This is a genomic window from Mesorhizobium sp. M7A.F.Ca.CA.001.04.2.1 (genome assembly GCF_003998485.1).
Classification (GTDB): Bacteria; Pseudomonadota; Alphaproteobacteria; order Rhizobiales; family Rhizobiaceae; genus Mesorhizobium; species Mesorhizobium ciceri.
This window is the reverse complement of the sequence record NZ_RZQT01000018.1, coordinates 1-22,859: the sequence shown is the minus strand read 5'-3', so window position 1 is coordinate 22,859 and position 22,859 is coordinate 1. Positions and strand designations below refer to the sequence as shown.

Here is a 22,859-nt window from a genome sequence, read left to right as displayed (position 1 = left end):
CCTGCGGTGAAACCGGGGCGCGGATTTGACCCGCACCCCGGTTCGGCAGCTTGATTACATCGACTTTCCGGCGGCGAAAGCGTCACGCTGGGCCTGACGCTCGGCATCCGGAGCAGCAACGAGGCCGTATTCGGCGAGCGGGCTTTCCGGGCCAACCATCTGGTCGTCGAGGAAGAACTCGACATATTCCTTGAGGCCGGGAACGACGCCCAGATGCGCCTTCTTGACGTAGAAGAACAGCGGGCGCGAGACGGGATACTTGCCGCTGGCAATCGTCTCGGTCGAAGGCACGATACCTTCCACGGTGGCGACCTTCAGCTTGTCGGCATTGTTCTCATAGAAGGCGAGGCCGAACACGCCGACGCCGGTCTTGTTGGAGTCGATGCGGGCGAGCGTCTCGGTATAGTCGCCATCGATGTCGACGGCCTTGCCGTCCTTGCGGATGGCAATGCAGGTTTTGCCGATTTCCTTGTCGTCGGCAACGCCGGCGGCCTTGAGAGCAGCCTTGTCACAGCCGGCATCGAGAAGCTTGGTCTCGAACACTTCGCGCGTGCCGTGCTTTTCGCCCGGAATGTAGGCGGCGATGTCCCAGTCGGGCAGCTTCGGATTGACCTGGCTCCACTTGGTGTTCGGATTGTCGACGAGCTTGCCGTCGACGACCAGCTTGGCCGCGAGCGCCTTGTAGATGTCGGCGGGAACCAGCGCCCAGTCCGGGCCCTTGATGTCGGTGGCGAAGACGATGCCGTCATAGCCGATCCGGACTTCCTGGACTTCCTTCACGCCGGCGGCGGCGCAGGACTTGAGTTCGTCCGCCTTGATCGGACGCGACGAGTTGGCGATGTCGATCGTGTCTTCGCCGACGCCCTTGCAGAATTCCTTGATGCCGGCGCCGCTGCCGCCGGATTCGACGACCGGGGTCTTGAAGTTGGTGAACGTTTCGCCGAACTGCTCGGCAACGATCTTGGCATAAGGTAACACGGTCGATGATCCGGCGACCTGGATCTGGTCGCGCGCGGCGGCGAAGCCGGACGACGCGGCGAGCGCAAGCGCAGCGGCCGACGCCGTATAGAGGAATTTCTTCATGTGGCCTGCTCCTGTTCGGAAGATGGTCTCTCGGCGCTCGTCAGTCGGCGCCCGCTGAGGCCAATAGCCTTCGATTATAACAGTCGCATGACAGTTTGATGTCACCCCGGTAACGCGTCATCGCGATGAGCAAAACGCCGCCTGGCCGGCACTGACCACGCAGCCCGGCTTTGTCCCCGGAATCAGAGACTTGCTCCGCTTGGGGCCGAGATTGGCCGGCGATTTGGGGTTAGCCGGCCTTTACGAAAAAAAGCCGGACGGGAGCGCGTTGCTCTCAGCCAGACGGTGTCATGGCCGGGCCATCGCCGAAAACAGGTCCGTTGGGGTAGGTTGACGCTGTCTCATGCCGGCGGTCGCTGCTCCCGCCCGTAACTGGAAAGGGAGGAATCGAACGCCGCCATTGTCTCGACTGGATACAACCTTTGATATGGTGCGATCGCACCATAGTCTTGGCCGCTGGCAGGGCGCGAATCTTCGCCGTATTTCCGGCACTCGGACAGGCAGGACCGGCCCTACCCGGCGTTGCGCTGAGCCTGCCGGCTGGCGCCGACCCAGCGCTCGACCTTCTCGAGCAGCGCCCGGGGACTGATCGGCTTGGGCAGATAGTCGTCCATGCCTGCCTCCAGGCAGCGCTCGCGGTCGCCCTTCAGCGCATGCGCGGTGACGCCGACGATCGGCACATGCGTGCCGGTTTCTTCCTCCAGCCGGCGAATGGCGGCGGTCGCTTCGAGACCGTTCATCTCCGGCATGGAGACATCCATCAGGATCATGCACGGGTTGAGCCGGCCGAAGGCGTCGAGCGCCTTGCGGCCATTGCCGACGATCTCGAAACCATAACCGGTCTCGCCGAGGATCTGGGTGAACACCATCTGGTTCACCTCATTGTCCTCGGCCACCAGTATGTCCAGCCTGTCGCCACCAGCCGCCACCGGTGGCCGCGGGCGAATCGAAGGCGGCTGCAGCAGCGCCCGCTGTTCGGACGGTGCCGAGGGCTGCGGCCGCGTCACATTGCTCGCAGCGACGTCGGCCGCGAGCGGCTGCGCGTCGCTGCCGCCAGTGTTGTGGCGATGCCGCTGGATGGTGGCGACCAGCGTTTCCAGCAGCACCGAAGAGCGCGCCGGCTTGATCAACTGGGCATCGATGCCGAGATCGCGATAGCTGGTGTTGGCGAGCGACTGGTCGACCGAGGTCAGCATGATGATCGGCGTTCCGGCAAGGCCAGCGGTGTTGCGCACGATCCGCGCCATTTCGGCGCCGCTCATTTCAGGCATCTGGTAGTCGAGCACGACGCAATCGACCGGCACGCCATAGGCGGCTGCGGCGATCAGCACCTTGAGGCCTTCGGCGCCGCTTTCGGCCGCGCAGGAATCGAACGTCCATGATGTCATCTGCTCGGTCAGGATCGCCCTGTTGACGGCATTGTCGTCGACGATCAGCACGCGCGCGCCGGTCACGTCGATCGGCATGATGCGTTGTCCGTTCTGCTGTCCGGCCCTCGGCAGCGTCACCGAGAACCAGAACGTCGAACCCTTGCCTTCGGCGCTTTCGACCCCGATGTCGCCGCCCATCAGCTCGACGAGCCGCGAGGTGATGGCGAGGCCGAGGCCGGTCCCCTCGTGCCGCCGCGTCGATGAAGTGTCGACCTGGCTGAATTTCTCGAACACCAGTTTCAGTTTTTCCTCGGGGATACCGATGCCCGTATCGGTGACCGAAATGGTGAGCTTCGTTCCGGTTGGAACCCTCTCGCCGGTGACGTCGACCAGCACATGGCCCTCATCGGTGAATTTCACCGCATTGCCGAGCAGGTTGGTGACGATCTGCCTGATGCGGCCGACATCGCCGATGAACAGGCTCTCGAGCCGAGGCTCGACACGTACGATCAGCTCGAGGTCCTTCTCCTTGGCGCGCGTCGACACCAGCGTCGCCACGTCCTCGATCGCTTCGGCAAGATTGAACGGCGCCGGATCGAGCACCAGCTGACCGGCATCGATCTTGGAGAAGTCCAGTATGTCGTTGATGATGGTGAGCAGCGCATTGCCCGACTTCACGATGATGTCGGTAAACGTCTTCTGCTTCGGGTCGAGGTCCGATTTGGCCAGCAGTTCGGCCATGCCGAGCACGCCGTTCATCGGCGTACGTATCTCATGGCTCATATTGGCGAGGAATTCCGACTTGGCGCGGTCGGCGAGCACGGCGCGCTGACGCGCCTCGCGCAGTTCGGCCTCCCGCATCTTCAGCTCGGTGATGTCGGTGGTCGAGCCGATCAGGTAGAGCGAACCGTCGGAGGCGATCATCGCGCCCTTGCGGGCGAATTGATGCCTGACGCTGCCGTCGGCCAGCGTCACCGTCTCTTCGACCTCCTGAGTTTCTCCGGTGCGCAGCACGGCGAGGTCGCCATTGACAAAGGCCTCGCCATCCGGCCCGAAAATCTCGATGTCGGTCTTGCCGATGGCCTCTTCCTTGCTGAAGCCCGTCAGATCGCACCAACCCTTGTTGACATAGAACTGCCGGAGATCGGAGCGCTTGGCGTAGATCGATACCGGTACATTGTCGATCAGGCTGCGGAACACCTCGTTCTCGCGCATGCTTTCTTCCAGCGCACGCTCGCGTGCCTTGACGTCGGTGATGTCGGTGCTCGAACCGACCAGATGCACCGACCCGTCCAGCGCCACCAGGCGGCTCTTGCGGGTCATCAACTGCCGAACCGTGCCGTCGCGATGGGTGACGGGTTCCTCGACCTCCTTGACGACGCCCGTCACGGCGACTTGCGTGTCGTCATGGCTGTAGCCATCCGCGTCCTGCGCGCCGAACAACTGCCGGTCGGTGCGGCCGATGACATCCTCCTTGGCCAAGCCGGTGATCGCGCACCAGGCCTTGTTGACGAATTCGATGCTCAGGTCCTGCGCCTTGATGAAGGCGGCCACCGGCAACTCGTCCATCACATGCCGGAACAGGTCGATCTGGCGCATGGAATCGCGCAATGCCGCCTCGCGGCTCTTGATCTCGGAGATGTCGACGCGAACGCCGATGAAGGTGCCGTCGTCGGTCCGCATGTCGTAGACCTGATACCAGCGGCCATCGGGATTGTGACGCTCGTAGGAGGAACTGGGCAAGCGGTAGCGGGCGAGGATCGCGTCCAGCCAGCGGTCATGATCGCTGTCGTAGAGCTGGTCGATTTGCGGATCGCCGCTGCTGCGGAAATAGCCGTTCGCATGACCCAGCACGAGTGCTTCGCGGAATGTACAGCCGGGCTGCCACGCCGGCTTCAAGGCCGGCAGCGTATCCTGGATCTTGCGGTTGGCGAAAACGAACCTGTCGTCGCGATCGTAGATGATCACGGCGGCCGGCAAGGATTCCAGCACGCTGGCGAGATGCTTGCGTGCGTCCTGCGCCTCCGTCTCGCGGCGCTTCATGTCGGAAATGTCGAACAGGAAGCCGGCAACGTAGTTGCGGCCGCTGGCCATGCCGACGCGGCTCTTCCGGACGATGCGCGAGCGGCTGGCGCCGTCGACCTCGAAATTCTCTTCCACTTCGTACGGCCGCCCGGTGGCAAGGACGTCACGTTCGCTCTGCTCGAAAAGCGCGACAGCGTTCGTTGGGAGGAAATCGCCGCCGGGCTTGCCGAGCATGGCTTGCGGCGTCTGGCCAAACAGAGCGGCGAACGCCTCGTTGACGAAGACGAAACGCAGATGGTCGTCCTTGACGAAGATCGGATCCTTGACGGCGTTGATCACCGCTTCCGCCAGCCGCGCTTTCTCCAGCGCGTCGGCAAGTTCGGCCTCCCGGTCCTTCATGTCGGTGACGTCGACATAGGAGATCAGCCGCTTCCCGCCGGCCAGCGGCGCCATCGACGATATCAGCGTGCGGCCGTCATTGCGTGGGAACTGCCGCGATCCGGCGATACCGGCCCTGATTTCCGCCTCGCGCTCAGCGATATGCCGCTGCCATGACGCGTCGTCGGAGCCAAACGGATCGATGTCGCGGCTGGCGTCCATCAGATCGCGGAAGCTGCAGCCGATCTCGGCGCGCCGCGCGTCAATCTGCCAGAAATCATAGAAAGCACGGTTGATGATCTCGGCGCGCATATCGGCGTCGAGCACGAGGACACCGATCGGCATCTGGTCGACCATTGTGCGGAGACTGGCGAAGGTCTCGGCATTCCTGGCATTGGCGCTTTTGATCTCCGCATCGCGCTGCTTGATCTCAGTGACCTCATAGTAGGTCAGCAGCCGCTTGCCCCCGGACAACGCCGTCACCGAAAACATCATCGTCCTGCCGTTGGCATGGACAAATTCGCGCGGCGCGACGGATCCGGCGCGAATCTCGTCGAGGCGAGTAGCGAGGTAGCGCTGCCATTGCTGTTCGTCGATGTCGCCATAGATGCCGCTGCTGCGGTTGAGCTCCATCAACAGGCTGAACGGAGCGCCGACGGCAACAGCGCCGTCCGGAATCCTCGAGAGGTCGCGATAGGCCTTGTTGACGATCAGCGTGTCGAGCCTGGCATCGAGAAGCACGACGCCCATATGCATGGCGTCCATCGTCCGCTCGAGGTCGGCCGGATGCTGGTCGGGCTCGCCGTCACCCGATGGTTCCCGCCCCAGATTTTTGAAGGCGCCGGCCAGAGCCGTGACGTTGCGGCCGATGCCGCGATAGCCGGCAAATCTTCCTTCGTCGTCGAACTTTGGAAAGCCTGACGTCAAAACCCAGCGACAGTCGGCGCTGCCAGCCTTGAGCTCGTAGACGAAGTCGCGAAAAGGCCGGTGCGCCTGCAGATCCTCCAGATGCGCCGCGCCACTGCGATCGCCGTTCAGGACCTGGTTGAGGAAGTCGAAGCGGAACCGGCCAAGCACGTTTGCCGGATCGATGCCGGTGGCGGCCTGGTAATTTTGCGAAAGCCAGGAGAAGCGCAGTTCGGCGTCCGTTTCCCAGACCCAGTCCGAACCGGCTTCAACGAGTTGGCGAAGCGCATCGTTCGAATCCATGCAAGAGGCGGACGATGAGGCATCGTCGCCATGCACTGTGGATCTGCGAGGCCCGCGCTTGCCGCGCGCGCCGATTGTTTCGTCCGCTTCCGCCATGCCGTCCCCACCCCGAAAACCAAGGCCGAACCCTCCTCCGCGGTTCGTCGGCGGAATCTGCCCGAGAAGCATTAAGGATCCGCTAACCTTAACGGTCGGTTGGACAGGATTGCGCGGCGCGGTCTGCTTCATTCCGCCCGGTTGTCGGCGGGGTCGAACCCGCTATATAAGCAACGGCAGGGGTATTGCTGATGCTTGGACGGATTGTGCCTTTTTTCATGGGGCTGGCGCTGCTTTTCGGCGGCGGTTGCTCGCGCAGTTATGACGGCACGGTCGTCATCCCGAGACCGCTTGATGTTCGGCGATTCTGGGATCGGCCGCCACCGAATGTCGACTATGGGCAATCCGAGGTCGAGAACGGCGCTTTTCCTGTGGCGCCGCAGCCGGACCGGCGTTTTTCCGAGCGCAAGGTCAGCCATGCCGCACCGAGACGGCACCAGACGAGGTTGCCTGCGTCCGCTTCCCTATCGGCGCCAGCGAAACCGCTGACCTGCAGGAACGTCAGCGAGCCTGGCAAGAGAGCTCGCATGGTCTGCGATTAGATCGGAGCGGGTCCCTAAAAGCGGGACCCGGTTTTCGGATGGGATGCGATCAAGACGCGATCCGCGGATAGCTTCGGTGACCTGGCCTCACAGTGAAGCAGCGCCCTTTTTCGGCTCCTTCGCACCGAGCTTGTCGAGTGCAAGACGAACCTGACGCAGATCTTCCTGCCAGCCGTCATCGTCGTCCATCGGACCCTCCGAGGCAGCCCGCTGCAGCCCACGCGCCTCGGATTCGATCTCGCGCAGTTCGGCGATTTTCTGTTCGGTGGTCAGCGAGTCATCTTCGACGATCTCCAGCACCCGCATTTCCCGGAACGTAGCCACGGCGTTTCTCCCGGCTGATGTCGATCACAACGCCGTGAGCGCCTCTCTGTTCCAGCCGGATCAGGCAACCGCATCGCAGCAGGCACGCCGCAGCCGGTGATCGCCAATTGGGGAAGCCGGCGATCATTCGGCCGGGAAAAACGCCGGGCCGACCACGCGCACCGACCGCTTGCCGGCCTCGATCGAAAGGTGCTGGGCGGCACCTGGCGCTTCGGCATCGATTCCAGGGACGGCCGCAACCGTGCCGAGATCCGGCTTCGCCGTCGGCAGCGGAATAATGGCATTGCGCATGTTGGCGGGCGTCACAGTCCTGGCTCGCAGTTCGGTGACCCGCTGGTAGTATCGCTTGACGTCGCATGCCTTGAAATTCGCATCATCGCGATATCTGAAGGCTGCCGGCAGTTCGGTATAAGGCTTGCGCGTGTCGAGCGCGACCATCTGGTCGGTTTCGAGGCTGGCATCGCTCAACGTGTAGAGGTCGACGCTGGGGTCATCGCAGATGTAACGGCATTGATCGGCCGTCTCCTTCAGATCACCGCTGGCGGCGAATTGCGACTTTGGCGCCGGGAAGAAATACCCGTCCGACAGACGCACGCAAAACAGCATCGCATTGCCGCCGAACGTGGTGCTCGCCGATTGGGTGCCGGGCGCGGCGCGCGCAGACCGTTGCTTTGCCGAAGGCGCGCAGCCAAGCGCCACGAGGCGCGCTTGCAGACCCGCCGTGTCGCGGCCTGAATTCCCGGCGGCAGCGATCCGGCGCTGCACATCCGAGCGGCTCCTGGCGAGATCGGCGCAAGCGTTGAAGAGACCACCAAGCGAACTTTTCGCCGTGCACTGGCGCTGTCTCTCGATAGTCTGGATGGCTGCAAGTTGCCGACGCAGTTGAGCAAGCTCCGGGTTCGCCCCGTTGCTGCGGCCACCCGAAAGCAACTGGCTTCTGATCGCGCCGCAGCTGTCCGCGTAGGACGAAAGCGTCCCGAACAAAACTGCCGCCAGCGAAATCAATGCGACCATCATGGAAGGCCAGAAACGGATCATCGGGACAACTCGGTCCTTTTTGCGGAGAACCCGGAATTACAGTCCATAAATTACACAAGCTTCAGCTATATGAGTAAACTCTAATTATCTCAAGAACTTCAGCCCGAGTAAGCTTTTGTCTATTGTATTATGTCATCTCGTGTAAATTCGATATTACATTTTTATTTCAAGATTGAGACGAACCTCGAAGGAAAGCGCAAGCCCGACCCTCGCCGCGGACCTGCAACGAAACGGACCGCCATTATCGCCAGGCGTTCGAAACCTTTGCCCGGTCTTCCGCGTTGAAGGACCAAAGGGAGAACGCAGATGTCGATCCACTTCACCGTCTCGGACCTGACAAGAAACCTGTTTCACTCGCTGGGGCTGGATCAGCGCGCGCCAAGGCCTCTCAATCCCGAACAAAGCCTGTTGCTGGAATGCTATCTGGCCGGTCAGGTTCCGGAATCGGCCTGGAACGACTACGTCTTCGAAACGCCCGATCTTGCCCGGCATGCCGCGGCAAGGCGCAGTCACCATTGAGCCGGCGGCGGGTGCCTACTTGGGAGAGGCGAATTGCAACGTGAACACGTTGCCGGCGATGCCTTGCGCCAGTTTCGCTGAGAAGGTCAGGGGCAGACAATTCTGCAAGGCGGTCGTTGCGGCGTCGACAAAGGACTTCTTCGCCTTGGCATCGCCTTCTACCTTGATGGCTGTCGGCCTCGGTGGGCCGATCAGCGTGCCGTCCCGCTTGAAGCTGAAGCTCAAGGTGACGCTGGCGGTTCCCGCTCCCGCCGGCGGTGTCCAGCAAGCCTGGATCGCGGCCCCGACATCGTCCATCGTGTTGAGTTCAGCTGCACTTGACGCATGAACAGCGCCCGCCAGCATCACGCCCGCAACCGCAATCCGTCTCGCAACGCTTTTCATCGCCAGCCCTCACGCCTGACCACGGTCCATCTGGGACGCTCAATGGATGGTAGGGCCAACGTCGGCAATGGCAATATCTCTCGGCAAACTTGACGCCGAAAAAGCGACACCTGACTGGGCTTGCGCGGTCTGATCGCTGCTCGATCGCGCCTGGCGATAAAGCAATGCCGGTTAAGTGTGAAACGGTTTTCCCGGAAAAGCGCATAACGCTTTTCCCTTGGGAATTGCGTCGAACAAAGCGTGCGAAAAGCAAAAGGCCGGCATTGCGCCGACCTTTCCTATCGCTGCGACGTTCTGCGCCAGTACATCCGTGGTCGCGGGCCGAAAGCGAATTGCCTGCAGTAGACAGGGCTTTGGTTAACGAACCCTTAAGCTCAGGCCTTGGCCTGGGACTTCACATGGGCGATATAACTGCGCACGTCGCCGGCCGGCTCGCTATAGGCCTTGCCGAGCTTCTTCTCGATCGCCGCCACATAGTCCTTCGCCCATGTGGGCAAGGCATAGTCGATGACGGCCAGAAATTCGAGCGTCGCCGCCAGCCGGATATCGGCGATCGACGGATGCTTGCCGCCGATGAACGGCTTGCCGTCCCTGAAGAAGCTGTGAAACACTTCGAGCGGCTCGGCGATCGCGGTCATCGCCGCCTTCTGGGCTTCGGACTTCTTGTCGGGATGGGCGTCGCTGTGGCCGACCTCGCCGGCATAGTGCGGGAAGCCGAGCGCCGGATAGGTGGCGCGCGCCACATAGGGGTAGAGCGTGCCGATCAGGTAGAACATCGCACTGTCGACCATCGCCCGCTTGGCCGGCGCCTTCGGATAGAATTTCTCCAACCCGTGCTTGTTGGCGAGATACTGCATGATAGCGCAGCTTTCCCACAGCACGCCTCTGGGCAGGCCCTTGTCCTCGATCATCGGTGTCAAATGGGCGGGATTTCGCGCCATGAACTCCGGCGAACGGGTGTGGCCCCAGGCATCGGTCTCGGCGTGGTCGAAACCCGCCGCGCGCGCAAACACCCGCACGGTCATGTTGTTGACGCTGGGCTTCAGCATGCTGAGCTTCAGCGCCGGCTTCTTGGCCGGCTTGGCCTTGGCCCTGGGCGCGGCTTTTGCCGTCGCCTTCACCGCAGGCTTGGCGGCCGCCTTGGCTTTTGGCTTTGCCGCAGCTTTCGCCGCCGGCTTGGCGGCAGCTTTGACCGCGGATTTCCCGGCAGTCTTCGTCGCTGTCTTGGCCATCTTGTTCCTCCCTCTGGTCTGTTCAGTATGGGTTCTTCGGCGCCCGATCGTCCGACAGGGTGGCACGGGAACGCTCTACGAGCGTCTGGATCGCATCGGCGAGATGCACTTCGGCGATGTTGTAGTCGCCGCGCCCGACCCGCAACCTGTGCGCTTCCATCAGCACATCCGCATGGGTGAAGCCCGCCGGCGGTTCGAAGCGGTAGGACGCCAACTCGATCAGCAAGCCGAGCGGATCCTCGAAATAGATCGAATCCATGAAACCGCGATCCTTGACGCCGCTGTGCTTGATGCCGCGCTCGTCAAGCCGGGAGACCGCCTGCAGGAAGGTGACGCGCGACACCGAAAAGGCGATGTGGTGAACACAGCCCGGATCGGTCGGCGTGCGCCGCTTCTCCGGCGTCCGGCTCTCGTCGGTGAAGATAGTGATCAGCCGGCCGTCGCCGGGATCGAAATAGAGGTGGCTTTCCCTCGGCTTGTCGAGATTGGGCTGTTCGAAGATGAACGGCATGCCGAGCACGCCTTCCCAGAAATCGATAGAGGTCTGGCGCCCGGCGCCGACCAGCGTGATGTGATGGACGCCCTGCGATTGCAGCTTCTGCATTGGCCTTCCTCCCCCATGGATCAACTGGCCTTACGGACAGCGCGGCGTTCTGCGCGCCGCTGGAGCCGTACCCCAGGATCCATGATGTGATGCTAATGCAAACAGCTCCGCGGCGCCAGAAGCGACGAACGCGGTGACGCAACGGATAAAGCCGACTGATGGAAAGTGCGCCGTCCGCACTTCCGATGCCCGGCATCGGAAGCACGTACGCGCTGCGCTTTGGAGGCTGAGATCGGCGAATCCGGCCGATAGCCGACCGAATTGATGTACCGACTTACGAGCCGCTGCTGTTGACCGTAGTGCCGACGGTCGTGAAGATCCCGTTGAGCGAATTGCCAACCGCCCCGGCGCCGGTGATGATCGCGAGCGCGATGAGAGCCGCGATCAAGCCATACTCGATCGCGGTCGCGCCAGACTCGTCCCAAGCGAAACGACAAGCTATTTTCTGCATTTCAACCTCCTACAGCTACTAAAGCGAAAACTAATATTCGCCGTGAGTTGCGGGGACGTTAAGGTTCTCGGTTTCGCGTCCGTTAACATTTGCCAGACGAATGAAATAAAGGCCGGGTTGGTTGGTGCCACTGGGAGTTTTTAAGGCTGCGGCTACCTGTGCAGAGCGGGTTTCCCGGACGCCACAGTATCGAGGCTCCGCGACTTCAGAAACGAAATCGACGGCATCCTGCAAAGTTGTCGAAAAACTTGGTACGCCCAAGGGGAATCGAACCCCTGTTCCCGCCGTGAGAGGGCGGTGTCCTGACCGCTAGACGATGGGCGCGTTCAAGAACCGGCGATATAGGCTGAGCGCTGGGAAAAAGCAACTGGGGTTAGGCCGCTTTCCCCGGTCGAGGAAAAGCCGGCCGTCAGCCTATCGTTTCGGTTCGATCAGATCCCAGAGATTGCCATGCAGATCGGCGAAAACCGCCACCGTGCCGTAGGGCTCGAAGCGCGGTGCTTCGCGGAATTCGACGCCTTTCTCCAGCATCGCCGCGTGGTCGCGGGCAAAGTCGTCGGTTTCCAGGAACAGGAAGACACGGCCGCCGGTCTGATTGCCGATACTTTTGCTTTGCGCCTCGTCGGAAGCCTCGGCCAGCAGCAGCCTGGCGCCCTGCCCGTTGGCCGGCGCCACTGTGACCCAGCGCTTGCCGCCGCCGAGATCGACATTTTCGACGAGCAGGAAACCCAGCCTCTCGACATACCAGGCGATCGCCTCGTCATAATTGGCGACGACCAGGGCGACCGTGGCGACGCGACGATGTTCGGCGAACCCGCTCATCCCCGAGGCTTGCTCATGGGCCTGCTGCCGTTCATCGTTGCGGCTCGGTCACTTGTTGCGGATCGCAAAGCGGCCGATGAGGCGTCGCTCGGTGATGTCGTAGACGAAGATCGTCCGGCTGCCGTCGGCAAGCTCGGCGTCGATCGAGACACGGTTGCCGGACAGCGACTGGCTGACCACCTTGGCCCCGACCGGCAGCACGATGTCGCCGCTGACCGGTTCGCCGGCGGGTGTCTGGATATCCCCGGCCAGCGGCGGGTTCGCCGGCGGTGCATTGCGCGCTTTGTAGACAAGGGCGCCAATCACCACCATAAGGGCGAGGAACAGCAGGCCGAGATTGATCCCGACGAAGCGGACGAGTTTCCTGCGCACCTTTTCGACCTCGGGGTCGAGCGGCTTATCCTGGTCTTCTTCGGCGATCGGGCTGGCCATGGCAAACAGTTCCGGAACGGTTTTTCAATGAGCGCTCATAACGAAGAGGCCCCTGAATTGATAGAGGCGGTACCGACCGTGCTGGTGGCGGATGCGGACGCGGCCGGTCAGCGCCTCGACCAGTGGCTGGCGGCAAGGCTTGGTCCGGACATGTCACGCAGCCGCGTGCAGATGCTGATCAGGCAGGGCGCGGTCTCGGTCGACGGCAAGCCTGTCGATGAGACCAAGCGCAAGATGGCGCCGGGCGAAAGCGTGTCGGTTACCATGCCGGAGCCGGAGCCGGCGGAGCCGCAGGGCGAGAACATCGCACTCGATGTGCTTTATGAGGACGACGAGCTGATTGTCATCAACAAGCCGGCCGGGCTTGTCGTGCATCCCGGAGCGGGCAACTGGACCGGTACGCTGGTCAACGCGCTGATCCATCATTGCGGCGACAGCCTTTCCGGCATTGGCGGCGTGCGGCGGCCAGGCATCGTCCACCGCCTCGACAAGGAGACCAGCGGCGTCATGGTGGTCGCCAAGACTGACCGCGCCCACAAGTCACTCTCCGAGGCTTTCGCCGATCACGGCCTCACCGGCGATCTCGAACGTGCCTATCTGGCGCTGGTCTGGGGCATACCGCAGAGGCCGACCGGAAGGGTCGACGCGCCGCTCGGCCGCGCCGCCGACCGCGTGCGCCGTGCCGTGGTGCCGGAAGGACGCGACGACGCCCGCCATGCGGTCACCCACTTTGCCGTGCAGGAGCGCTTCGGCGAGAGCCAACAGGAGTTTGCCACGGCCAGCATGGTCGAATGCCGGCTGGAGACCGGCCGCACCCACCAGATCCGTGTCCACATGGCGCATATCGGTCATCCGGTGATCGGCGACCCCGATTATGGCCAGGCCTTCCGCACCAAGGCCAACCGGCTGCCGGAACCGCTGAAAAGCCAGGTCAAGGCATTTCCCCGGCAAGCTTTGCATGCCTGGCTCCTTGCATTTCGCCACCCCACTACCCATTTAACGATGAGGTTCGAGGCGCCGTTACCGAGGGACATGGAGGAACTCGTCGGCGGTTTTCGCAAATTCTGAACCCGTCACCGACAAACCATCAAAAAACCTGACTGACATTGTTCACTTCACCGTGACACACTGTTTCGTGTTGAACAAATGCCTGTCTTTTCTGGTTTTGTTCCTGTATAAGATCCGATGTCGCGGGCGAGCCTTTTGGTGCTCGCGTCACATGCCCGCCGCGTTTCGGGGGCATCACTCCAATAGAGAGGGGGCGCTATCATGGCCCAGTCACTACCCAGTATCGTTTCCGGCGAAGGCGGCCTCAGCCGCTACCTGGAAGAAATCCGCCGCTTTCCCATGCTGCAGCCGCAGGAAGAGTACATGCTCGCCAAGCGTTATGCCGAGCATGAAGACACCTCCGCTGCGCACAAGCTCGTCACCAGCCATCTCAGGCTCGTCGCCAAGATCGCCATGGGCTATCGCGGCTATGGCCTGCCGATCGGCGAAGTGATCTCGGAAGGCAATGTCGGCCTGATGCAGGCCGTCAAGAAATTCGAACCCGAGCGCGGCTTCCGCCTCGCGACCTATGCCATGTGGTGGATCAAGGCCTCGATCCAGGAGTACATCCTGCGCTCGTGGAGCCTGGTCAAGATGGGCACGACCGCCAACCAGAAGCGCCTGTTCTTCAACCTGCGCAAGGTGAAGGGCAAGATCCAGGCGCTCGACGACGGCGACTTGAAGCCCGACCAGATCGCCGAGATCGCCACCAGGCTGAACGTTTCCGAAGCCGAAGTGGTGTCGATGAACCGCCGCCTGTCGGGCGATGCCTCGCTCAATGCCCCGATCCGGGCGAGCGAAGGTGAGTCCGGCGAGTGGCAGGACTGGCTGGTCGACGACCACGAAAGCCAGGAAGAGATGCTGATCGAGCAGGACGAGCTGGAAAACCGGCGCGGCATGCTGTCGGGCGCTCTTGCCGTGCTCAACGAGCGCGAGCGGCGCATCTTCGAGGCCCGTCGCCTCGCCGAGGAGCCGCTGACGCTGGAAGAGCTTTCGTCCGAATTCGACATCAGCCGCGAGCGCGTGCGCCAGATCGAGGTGCGCGCCTTCGAGAAGGTGCAGGATGCGGTCAAGGCCGCCGCCAAGCGCCAGACCCAGGCGCTGCGCACCATTGAGGCGCAGCCCGCAGCCTAAAGCCGGCTAAAGGCAACAAGATCTAAAGGCGGCGCCAGGAAACTGGCGCCGCTTTTTTTCTTGTGTGGTTGGCGAAAGCGGAGGCGACATCCAATCTCCCCCGCAAGGGGGAGATTGCAGCTTCGCCGGCAGCGATCTCTCAAAGCCCATCCAGCGGAAACTTTAGATACCGCCGGCCATTCGCTTCGGGTTCGGGCAGCCTCCCGCCATTCATGTTGACCTGCAGCGCATGCAGGATCAGCCGCGGCATCGGCAGCGTCCTGTCGCGCGCCTCGCGCAGGGCGACGAACTCGGCCTCGCTGCGGGCGGCGGCAAGATGGGTGTTGGTCGCCTTCTGTATGGCGACCGTGCTTTCCCACAAGGGTTCGCGGCCGCCGGCCTGATAGTCATGACCGACGAACAGCCGCATCTCGTCCGGCAACGCCAGTATGTCCTGGATCGAGCGCCAGAGCCGCGCGGCACTGCCGCCGGGAAAGTCCGTCCTCGCTGTGCCGCTGTCGGGCATGAACAGCGTGTCGTGGACGAAGGCGGCATCGCCGATCACATAGGTGATCGACGCCAGCGTATGGCCGGGCGAGAACAGCACCTTGACCGGAAGCGTGCCGACCGTGAAGGTTTCGCCTTCACCAAACAGCCTGTCCCACTGCGAACCGTCGGCGGGAAAATCCGGCCAGTTGTAGATCGCCTTCCACAAATTCTGGACGTCGACGACCCTGTCGCCGATCGCTGTCGGCGCTCCGGTCTTCTCCCTCAGATAGTACGCCGCCGAGAAATGATCGGCGTGCGGATGGGTGTCGAGGATCCATTCGACGCTCAGCCCCTGCTCGCTGACGAAGTCGAGCAGGATATCGGCATTCCTCGTTGCCGTAGCACCGGATTTCTCGTCGAAATCGAGGATCGGATCGATGATGGCGCAGCGTTTCGTCGCCTGGTCGGCGACGACATACTGGATGGCCCCGGTCGGCTTGTCGTAGAAGCCGCTGACCTGCGGCCTGGCCAAAGCTACGTCCAATACTGGCTTCCCCAACTCTCGGTCGTCAGGAATGATTTTCTCTGACGACACCCGAGAGGAGCATGGTTGTCCGCTCGGGCGAGCCAGTCAAGTATCATTTCGCTCGCGGCGACAGGAAAGCCAAAAACTGTTCCGAGGAGCGGTCAGGCAGAGGGCTGCTTGGTCTTCCGCAGATACGGCAGGATGGTCTCATAAGCGCCGAAGCGCCTGATCGCGTCCTCGTTGGAGACGGCAGCGGTGATGATGACGTCCTCGCCCTGCTTCCAGTTTGCCGGCGTCGCCACCTGATGCTTGGCGGTCAGCTGCATGGAATCGACCGCACGCAGGATCTCATCGAAGTTGCGGCCCGTGGTCATCGGGTAGGTCAGCACCAGCTTGATCTTCTTGTCCGGTCCGATGACATAGACCGAGCGCACCGTGGCATTGTCGGCCGGCGTGCGGCCTTCCGACGTCTCGCCGGCACCGCCCGGCAGCATGTCGTAGAGCTTGGCGACCTTGAGGTCCTTGTCGCCGATCAGCGGGTAGTTCACCGAATGGCCGGTCGCCGTCTTGATGTCGTCCTGCCACTTGCCGTGGCTTTCGACCGGATCGACCGAAATGCCGATGATCTTGACGTTGCGCTTCTTGAATTCGCCTTCGAGCCCCGCCATCGTGCCAAGCTCGGTCGTGCAGACCGGCGTGAAATTCTTGGGATGACTGAACAGAATCGCCCATCCGTCCCCGATCCAGTCATGGAATTTGATCGTCCCTTGCGTGGTCTCGGCGGTAAAATCCGGCGCAATGTCGTTGATACGAAGGCTCATGATACATCTCCCCTGTAAACGGAACCCGTCGGCAGCGAGGAACGACAAGCGGCAACCCATGCCGCCATCGAGCTGCCCCGCCCGGGCATCGTTGCATCTTAGCGCAAAAATCGTGACTGCAAGATAATATGAAACTCTTGTCGGCGGCACGCGAGCATTTTTATGCTGCCGAATGCTCGGCACGCGGATGAGAGCCTGTTGAGCTGGACAGGAGAGATCCTGCCTCAGCTCTTGTTGACCGCCATTGTCACAGTCAGGTCTTCCATGCGCTGTGCCAGCGCGCTGAGCGCGTTGGTCAGCACGCTATCGCTCTTGTCGGCCTTGGTCAGAGCCTCGTCGCGGGTCTTGCGCAAGGTCAGCACTTCGCTTTCCATGCCCTTGACGCGTTTCTGCAACTCCGAGAGTTCATCCATCACCATGATGCCGGCCATCACGGTCAGCCGCTGATCGCCAATCTCGCCGAACGAGTCCTTCAGGTGTGAAACATAGCGGTCGAAACGTTCGGCAAGATCGATCAGATGCTCTTCCTGGCCCTCGTCGCAGGCCATGCGATACTGCTTGCCGTCGATTGAAACCGTGACCTGTGCCATCGGGCCAGCTCCTATCTGTCCAACACGGCGCGGATGGTTTCCATGGCGGTCACCAAACGTCGCGAGACTTCCTTGTTGGCATCTTCCAGCCGTTCGGCGCGCGCTTCGGAATTGTCGAGTTCCTGCGCCAGCCGCGAGCGATCGGCATTCATCCGCTGCACCTCGGCCTCGGCTTCGGAGTAGTCGCGTTCATGCTCGAGCTTGGCCGCGACGGCGTTTTCCAGCCCCTCGATGGCCTTGCCCAGCCTCGCGATGACTTCCTTGAGTGTGGCTTCCCCGGTCATGGCCTTCGTCCTGTGCCCTGCCCATCACCGAATCGTTCACGTTCAGAACGCGTTATCCCTGAAACATTAGGCACCGGGTGAAGGCAACGTCAACAAAGCTCTCGCGACTGTCCCCCGCTAACGCTAATGTAGGTCCGCCGCCGGCATCACAAGACCGGCAAATGTGCACCCGATTTGTTGACTAAAAGCCCGCGCCTGCTATGTGTCGCGCACCCTTTTCAAGGGCTCTCCCAAGCCCCCAAACCCCCACTTCTGGAGGAACCATGACGTCGCGTGAACAACATGACCGGATGGCCAATGCGATCCGCTTTCTCTCCATGGACGCCGTCGAGAAGGCAAACTCCGGCCATCCCGGCCTGCCCATGGGCTGCGCCGACATCGCCACGGTGCTGTTCACGAAGTTCCTGAAATATGATCCGAAGGCCCCCCATTGGCCCGACCGGGATCGCTTCATCCTGTCGGCCGGCCACGGTTCGATGCTGCTCTATTCGCTGCTGCACCTGACCGGCTACGAGGACATGACGATCGACCAGATCAAGCATTTCCGCCAATTGGGCTCGAAGACCGCCGGCCATCCCGAATACGGCCATGCCACCGGCATAGAGACGACCACCGGCCCGCTCGGCCAGGGTCTCGCCAATTCGGTCGGCTTCGCGCTCGGCGAGCGCATCATGAACGCAGCCTTCGGCAACGACCTCGTCGACCATTACACCTACGTACTGGCCGGTGACGGCTGCCTGATGGAAGGTGTTTCCCAGGAAGCCATCGCGCTTGCCGGCCATCTCAAGCTCAACAAGCTGATCGTCTTCTGGGACAACAACAACATCTCGATCGACGGCCCGGTCTCGCTTGCCGACAACACCGACCAGGTCGCCCGCTTCCAGGCCTCGGGCTGGAACGCCAGCCACATCGACGGCACCGATCCGGAAGCCATCGCCTATGCCATCGAAGCCGCTCGTCACTCCGACAAGCCGACGATGATCGCCTGCAAGACGACCATCGGCTTCGGCGCTCCAACCAAGGCCGGCACCAACAAGGCGCACGGTTCGCCGCTCGGCGCCGACGAGATCGCCGGTGCGCGCAAATTCTTCAACTGGGACTCGCCGCCCTTCGAGATTCCGGCCGACATCCTTGACGCATGGCGCGCCGCCGGTAAAACCGGCGCCAAGCCGCGCACCGACTGGGAGGGACGCCTGGCCAAGGCCGAGCCCAACTTGAAGGCCGAGTTCGAACGCCGCCTCGCCGGCAAGCTGCCGTCGAATTTCGACGCCGTCATCGCCGACTACAAGAAGAAGCTGTCGGCCGACAAGCCGAAGGTCGCCACCCGTAAATCCTCGGAAATGGCGCTGGAGGTCATCAACGGCGCCGTGCCGGAAACCATAAGCGGCTCCGCCGACCTGACCGGCTCCAACAACACCAAGACCAGCCAGACCAAGAACATTACGCCCGACGATTACGGCCAGCGTTATGTCCACTACGGCATTCGCGAACATGGCATGGCGGCCGCCATCAATGGCTTGACGCTGCATGGCGGCCTCATCGCCTATGGCGGCACCTTCCTGTGCTTCTCCGACTATGCCCGTCCGTCAATGCGTCTGGCTTCGCTGATGGGCATCCGCTCGATCTTCGTCATGACCCATGATTCCATCGGTCTGGGCGAAGACGGCCCGACCCACCAGCCGGTCGAGCATCTGGCGGCATTGCGCGCGATCCCCAACCACAATGTCTTCCGCCCGGCCGACGCGGTCGAAACCGCGGAATGCTGGCAGATCGCCCTGGAGTCGGAAAAGACGCCGTCGACCTTGGCGCTGACCCGCCAGAACCTGCCGACGGTGCGCACCGAATTCTCGGCCAAGAACCTCAGCAGCCAGGGAGCCTATGAGCTGGCCGCTGCCAGCGGCGAGGCGGCGATAACGATCTTCGCCACCGGCTCCGAGGTCGAGATCGCACTTGGCGCGCGCGAGCTGTTGGAAAAGCACGGCCATCCGACCCGCGTCGTCTCGGTTCCCTGCTTCGAACTGTTCGACCAGCAGAGCGACGACTACCGCAAGAAGACGATCGGCAATGCGCCGATCAAGATGGCGATCGAAGCCGGCATCCGCCAGGGATGGGATCATCTGATCGGCTCAGACGGCATCTTCGTCGGCATGACCGGCTTCGGCGCGTCGGGCACGATCGAGCAACTCTATCCGCATTTCGGCATTACCGCCGAGGCCGCGGCCAAGGCGGCGGAAGCCCGCCTGCACGCCAAGTAAGATTCTGGGCCAGTTCGGCGAAACCGCGAAAACGGCTTCGCCGGGCCGGCTCAACTTAATCGATTTAAATCCACGCCAGTGCGGCTGGATTCTTTCTGCTTCCGCCGCTATGAAACTGCAGACCCCTCGTCCGCCCTCCAACTCCCAGGGAGAGAATTATGACCGTCAGAGTTGCCATCAACGGATTTGGCCGCATCGGCCGCAACATCCTGCGCGCTATCCATGAATCCGGCCGCAAGGACATCGACGTCGTCGCCGTCAACGACCTCGGCCCAGTCGAGACCAATGCGCACCTCTTGCGCTATGACAGCGTGCACGGCCGCTTCCCGCATGAAGTCTCGGTATCCGGCGACCAGATCACCGTCGGCAAGGAGACGTTCAAGGTCACCGCGATCAAGGACCCGACGCAGTTGCCGTGGAAGGAACTCGGCATCGACATCGCGCTCGAATGCACCGGCATCTTCACCGCCCGCGACAAGGCAGCGGCACACCTGACCGCCGGCGCCAAGCGCGTCATCGTTTCGGCCCCTGCCGAAGGCGCCGACCTCACCGTGGTCTACGGCATCAACCACGACCAGTTGACCAAGGATCATATCGTCATCTCGAATGCCTCGTGCACCACCAACTGCCTGGCGCCGCTGGCAGCCGTGCTGCACGAAACGGTCGGCATCGAAAAAGGCATGATGACGACGATCCACTCCTACACCGGCGACCAGCCGACGCTGGACACCATGCACAAGGATCTCTACCGCGCCCGCGCCGCTGCGCTGTCGCAGATCCCGACCTCGACCGGTGCCGCCAAGGCGATCGGCTTGGTGCTGCCCGACCTCAAGGGCAAGCTCGACGGCATCTCGATCCGCGTGCCGACCCCGAACGTCTCGGTCGTCGATTTCAAGTTCATCGCCAAGCGGTCGACCACGGTGCAGGAGATCAACGAAGCCGTGATCGCCGCCTCCAACGGCAAGCTCAAGGGCATTCTCGGCGTCACTCATCACCCGAACGTGTCGATCGACTTCAACCACGATCCGCGCTCCTCGATCATGGCGCTCGACCAGACCAAGGTGATGGACGGCAATTTCGTATCGGTGCTCTCCTGGTACGACAATGAATGGGGTTTCTCCAACCGCATGGGCGACACATCGGTCGCCTTCGGCAAGACCATCGCCTGATCACAAAGCCCTCTTTTCGAGACTTGGAACGCCCGGCTTTGCCCGGGCGTTTTTCATGAGCGCAGCTTGCGCCTTCCCAAATTGTGTCCCGGGCGCCAAAACATCCGAAAATCAGCGGCATAGACCAAAAAGCCACCCTGCCGCCTTGCACTGGTCACGTCTTCGCCCCACTCTCTCGCAAAGCAGGAGACAGACGAATTTGAGGGGCTGATTTCAGGATGGAGCATGCGATCTATCTCGTCACGCTGGTCGGCACAGCGCTTGTCGTCGCCGCCGCGTTTTCGAGCCTGATCGCCTTCCGCTTCGGCGCCCCTCTTCTGCTCCTGTTCCTCTGCATTGGCCTCGCCACCGGCACCGACGGTCTCGGCATCCAGTTCGACAATGCCCGCATCGCCTATTTTGCCGGCTCACTGGCGCTGGCCGTCATCCTGTTCGATTCCGGCTTCGGCACGCCGCTCAACGCCTTGCGGCAGGCAGCCGGCCCGGCGTTGTCGCTGGCGACCTTCGGCGTAATTCTGACCACCGGCCTGTTCGGCGCCGCCGCCCACTATCTGCTCGACCTCACCTGGCTGGAATCCTTCCTGCTCGGCGCCGCCGTCGCCTCCACCGATGCGGCCGCCGTGTTCTTCCTGCTGCGTGCCGGCGAGATCAATCTGCGCGAACGCGTGCGCTCGACGCTCGAGGTGGAATCCGGCACCAATGACCCCATCGCCATCTTCCTGACCATCACGCTGGTCGAGATCATCGCCGCTCATGCCAATCCCGAGACCAACGTCCTGGTCACCAGCCTTTTCCTCGGCTTCCTCCTCAACATGGGCCTTGGCGCTGTCGTCGGCGTGCTCGGCGGCCTCGCCATCGTGCGTCTCGTCGACCGGCTCAATCTCGACCATGGCCTGCTGCCGATCTTCGTGCTGACCTTGTCGTTGATGGTCTTTGCCGCCGCCGGCGCCATTGGCGGCTCTGGCTTCCTGGCGGTCTATATCGCCGGCCTCATCTCGGGCAATTCCGATATCCGCGCCGTCACCATCCTCAAGCGCTTCCAGGACGGCATGTCATGGCTGGCACAGATCATCATGTTCCTCATCCTCGGCCTGTTCGCGACGCCCTCGCAATTCCCGGCGATCATGGTGCCGGCGGTGCTGCTCGGCCTGTTCCTGATGTTCGTGGCGCGGCCGGTCGCAGTCTGGCTCTGCCTGATCCCGTTCCGCATGCCGCGCCCCGAAGTCGCCTTTGTCTCGTGGGTCGGCCTGCGCGGCGCGGTGTCGATCCTGCTTGCCATCACCCCGCTGCTCGGCGGGCTGGAAAATGGCCGTGTCATCTTCAACACCGCCTTCATCATCGTGCTGGTGTCGCTGGTCATCCAGGGCTGGACGGTCGGACCGCTGGCGCGCCGCCTCGGTTTGATCGTGCCGGCGCGGCTCGGACCGCTGGACAAGGTCGAGCTGGAATTGCCGGGTTCGGCCCATCACGAGCTTCTCGCCTATCGCGTCGCACCCGGCAGCCCGGTGGCGCGCGGCGAGCGCATCCCACGCTGGGCGCGACCCTCGCTGGTGCTGCGTGACGGCCGTTCGATGCGCTTCCAGGACATGGGCCGGCTCGCCGCCGGCGACCAGGTCTACATTTTCGTCCCGGATCGCTATCCGCGCCTGCTCGACAAGCTGTTCGCCAGCCGTGCCGTGGTCGATCCCGAAGATGCCGATTTCTTCGGCGCCTTCGCCGTCGATCCAGCGCGCCCCGCCGCCGAACTGGAAGCAGCCTATACGCCAGGTCTAACCGAAGCGGAGCAAAAGCTCACCGTTGGCGCGCTGGTCACGGCGCGGCTCGGCGGCCATGCCGAATATGCCGACCGCGTGCTGCTCGGCCCGATAGAACTGATCGTCCGCGACGTCGACGACAAGGGGAAGATCATAGGCCTCGGCCTGTCGTTCGAGCCGACCGCGCCGGTGGCGCGGGTGCCGGTCTTCCTCAGCGCCGGAGAAATCGGCGACCGTCTTTCCGCCTTCATCCGCAATTGGCGCAAGCCGACCGAGGCGCAGGCGGACGAGGCGCGGGCGGA

Annotated in this window: 20 protein-coding genes and 1 tRNA gene; 6 read left to right on the top strand and 15 right to left on the bottom strand. The window is 62.6% G+C overall.

Annotated features, from left to right (window positions below; genetic code table 11):
• Nucleotides 1-54: 54 nt before the first annotated feature.
• The 4 genes from EN955_RS08435 to EN955_RS08415 all read right to left on the bottom strand — a co-directional run bounded on the left by EN955_RS08435 (nt 55) and on the right by EN955_RS08415 (nt 8,065).
• Entirely contained in the window at nt 55-1,083 is a 1,029-nt protein-coding gene (locus tag EN955_RS08435) for a substrate-binding domain-containing protein (protein ID WP_013529268.1), read from the bottom strand.
• Nucleotides 1,084-1,595: 512 nt separating this feature from the next.
• Entirely contained in the window at nt 1,596-6,161 is a 4,566-nt protein-coding gene (locus tag EN955_RS08430) for a PAS domain-containing protein (RefSeq protein ID WP_024503003.1), read from the bottom strand.
• A gap of 629 nt (nt 6,162-6,790) precedes the next feature.
• Nucleotides 6,791-7,027 (bottom strand): hypothetical protein, encoded by a 237-nt coding sequence (locus EN955_RS08420; RefSeq protein WP_013529265.1) that lies wholly within the window; start codon nt 7,025-7,027, stop codon nt 6,791-6,793.
• Nucleotides 7,028-7,150: 123 nt separating this feature from the next.
• Nucleotides 7,151-8,065: a DUF2865 domain-containing protein gene (locus EN955_RS08415; protein ID WP_024503001.1), complete on the bottom strand. Its 915-nt coding sequence runs from the start codon at nt 8,063-8,065 to the stop codon at nt 7,151-7,153.
• Nucleotides 8,066-8,371: 306 nt separating this feature from the next.
• Between EN955_RS08415 and EN955_RS08410 the strand changes: the two genes are divergently transcribed.
• Nucleotides 8,372-8,584, top strand: a complete 213-nt coding sequence (locus tag EN955_RS08410) for a hypothetical protein (protein ID WP_013529263.1) — start codon at nt 8,372-8,374, stop codon at nt 8,582-8,584.
• A 15-nt stretch (nt 8,585-8,599) separates the two neighbouring features.
• Here EN955_RS08410 and EN955_RS08405 read toward each other — a convergent pair whose 3' ends face one another.
• From EN955_RS08405 to EN955_RS08375, 7 genes are all read right to left on the bottom strand, one after another.
• Nucleotides 8,600-8,929, bottom strand: coding sequence for a hypothetical protein (locus EN955_RS08405; protein WP_224620216.1), 330 nt, complete (start codon nt 8,927-8,929; stop codon nt 8,600-8,602).
• Between the two features lie 413 nt (nt 8,930-9,342).
• A complete protein-coding gene (locus EN955_RS08400; protein ID WP_024503000.1) occupies nt 9,343-10,200 on the bottom strand; it encodes a glutathione S-transferase family protein in 858 nt (285 codons plus the stop codon).
• 22 nt (nt 10,201-10,222) lie between these two features.
• Nucleotides 10,223-10,804 carry a VOC family protein gene (locus EN955_RS08395; protein ID WP_013529260.1) on the bottom strand — a complete coding sequence of 194 codons (582 nt, stop codon included), beginning with the start codon at nt 10,802-10,804 and terminating at the stop codon, nt 10,223-10,225.
• A gap of 274 nt (nt 10,805-11,078) precedes the next feature.
• The gene (locus EN955_RS08390; RefSeq protein ID WP_013529259.1) at nt 11,079-11,255 is read right to left on the bottom strand and encodes a Flp family type IVb pilin; all 177 of its coding nucleotides are present in this window, start codon (nt 11,253-11,255) and stop codon (nt 11,079-11,081) included.
• A gap of 249 nt (nt 11,256-11,504) precedes the next feature.
• Nucleotides 11,505-11,579: transfer RNA gene (locus EN955_RS08385), tRNA-Glu, on the bottom strand.
• A 90-nt stretch (nt 11,580-11,669) separates the two neighbouring features.
• Nucleotides 11,670-12,077, bottom strand: a complete 408-nt coding sequence (locus tag EN955_RS08380; RefSeq protein WP_023810974.1) for a VOC family protein — start codon at nt 12,075-12,077, stop codon at nt 11,670-11,672.
• Nucleotides 12,078-12,125: 48 nt separating this feature from the next.
• A complete protein-coding gene (locus EN955_RS08375; protein WP_013529257.1) occupies nt 12,126-12,509 on the bottom strand; it encodes a fimbrial protein in 384 nt (127 codons plus the stop codon).
• A 27-nt stretch (nt 12,510-12,536) separates the two neighbouring features.
• Between EN955_RS08375 and EN955_RS08370 the strand changes: the two genes are divergently transcribed.
• Both EN955_RS08370 and rpoH read left to right on the top strand, forming a co-directional pair.
• Nucleotides 12,537-13,577, top strand: coding sequence for an RluA family pseudouridine synthase (locus tag EN955_RS08370; RefSeq protein ID WP_024502999.1), 1,041 nt, complete (start codon nt 12,537-12,539; stop codon nt 13,575-13,577).
• Between the two features lie 201 nt (nt 13,578-13,778).
• Nucleotides 13,779-14,690: an RNA polymerase sigma factor RpoH gene (gene rpoH, locus EN955_RS08365; RefSeq protein WP_013529255.1), complete on the top strand. Its 912-nt coding sequence runs from the start codon at nt 13,779-13,781 to the stop codon at nt 14,688-14,690.
• A gap of 139 nt (nt 14,691-14,829) precedes the next feature.
• Here rpoH and EN955_RS08360 read toward each other — a convergent pair whose 3' ends face one another.
• The 4 genes from EN955_RS08360 to EN955_RS08345 form a co-directional block, all read right to left on the bottom strand.
• Nucleotides 14,830-15,702 carry an MBL fold metallo-hydrolase gene (locus tag EN955_RS08360; RefSeq protein WP_024502998.1) on the bottom strand — a complete coding sequence of 291 codons (873 nt, stop codon included), beginning with the start codon at nt 15,700-15,702 and terminating at the stop codon, nt 14,830-14,832.
• 143 nt (nt 15,703-15,845) lie between these two features.
• Nucleotides 15,846-16,505: a peroxiredoxin gene (locus EN955_RS08355; protein WP_013529253.1), complete on the bottom strand. Its 660-nt coding sequence runs from the start codon at nt 16,503-16,505 to the stop codon at nt 15,846-15,848.
• Nucleotides 16,506-16,729: 224 nt separating this feature from the next.
• Nucleotides 16,730-17,095 carry a cell division protein ZapA gene (locus EN955_RS08350; RefSeq protein WP_013529252.1) on the bottom strand — a complete coding sequence of 122 codons (366 nt, stop codon included), beginning with the start codon at nt 17,093-17,095 and terminating at the stop codon, nt 16,730-16,732.
• 11 nt (nt 17,096-17,106) lie between these two features.
• Nucleotides 17,107-17,379 (bottom strand): DUF4164 domain-containing protein, encoded by a 273-nt coding sequence (locus tag EN955_RS08345; protein ID WP_013529251.1) that lies wholly within the window; start codon nt 17,377-17,379, stop codon nt 17,107-17,109.
• A gap of 263 nt (nt 17,380-17,642) precedes the next feature.
• Here EN955_RS08345 and tkt point away from each other — a divergent pair, with 263 nt between their 5' ends.
• The 3 genes from tkt to EN955_RS08330 form a co-directional block, all read left to right on the top strand.
• Entirely contained in the window at nt 17,643-19,634 is a 1,992-nt protein-coding gene (gene tkt, locus EN955_RS08340) for a transketolase (RefSeq protein WP_024502997.1), read from the top strand.
• Between the two features lie 158 nt (nt 19,635-19,792).
• Complete coding sequence (gene gap, locus EN955_RS08335) at nt 19,793-20,803, top strand: type I glyceraldehyde-3-phosphate dehydrogenase (RefSeq protein ID WP_013529249.1); 1,011 nt, start codon at nt 19,793-19,795, stop codon at nt 20,801-20,803.
• 218 nt (nt 20,804-21,021) lie between these two features.
• Nucleotides 21,022-22,859: potassium/proton antiporter (locus EN955_RS08330; protein WP_127223403.1), on the top strand; the 1,838-nt coding region annotated here is incomplete at its 3' end.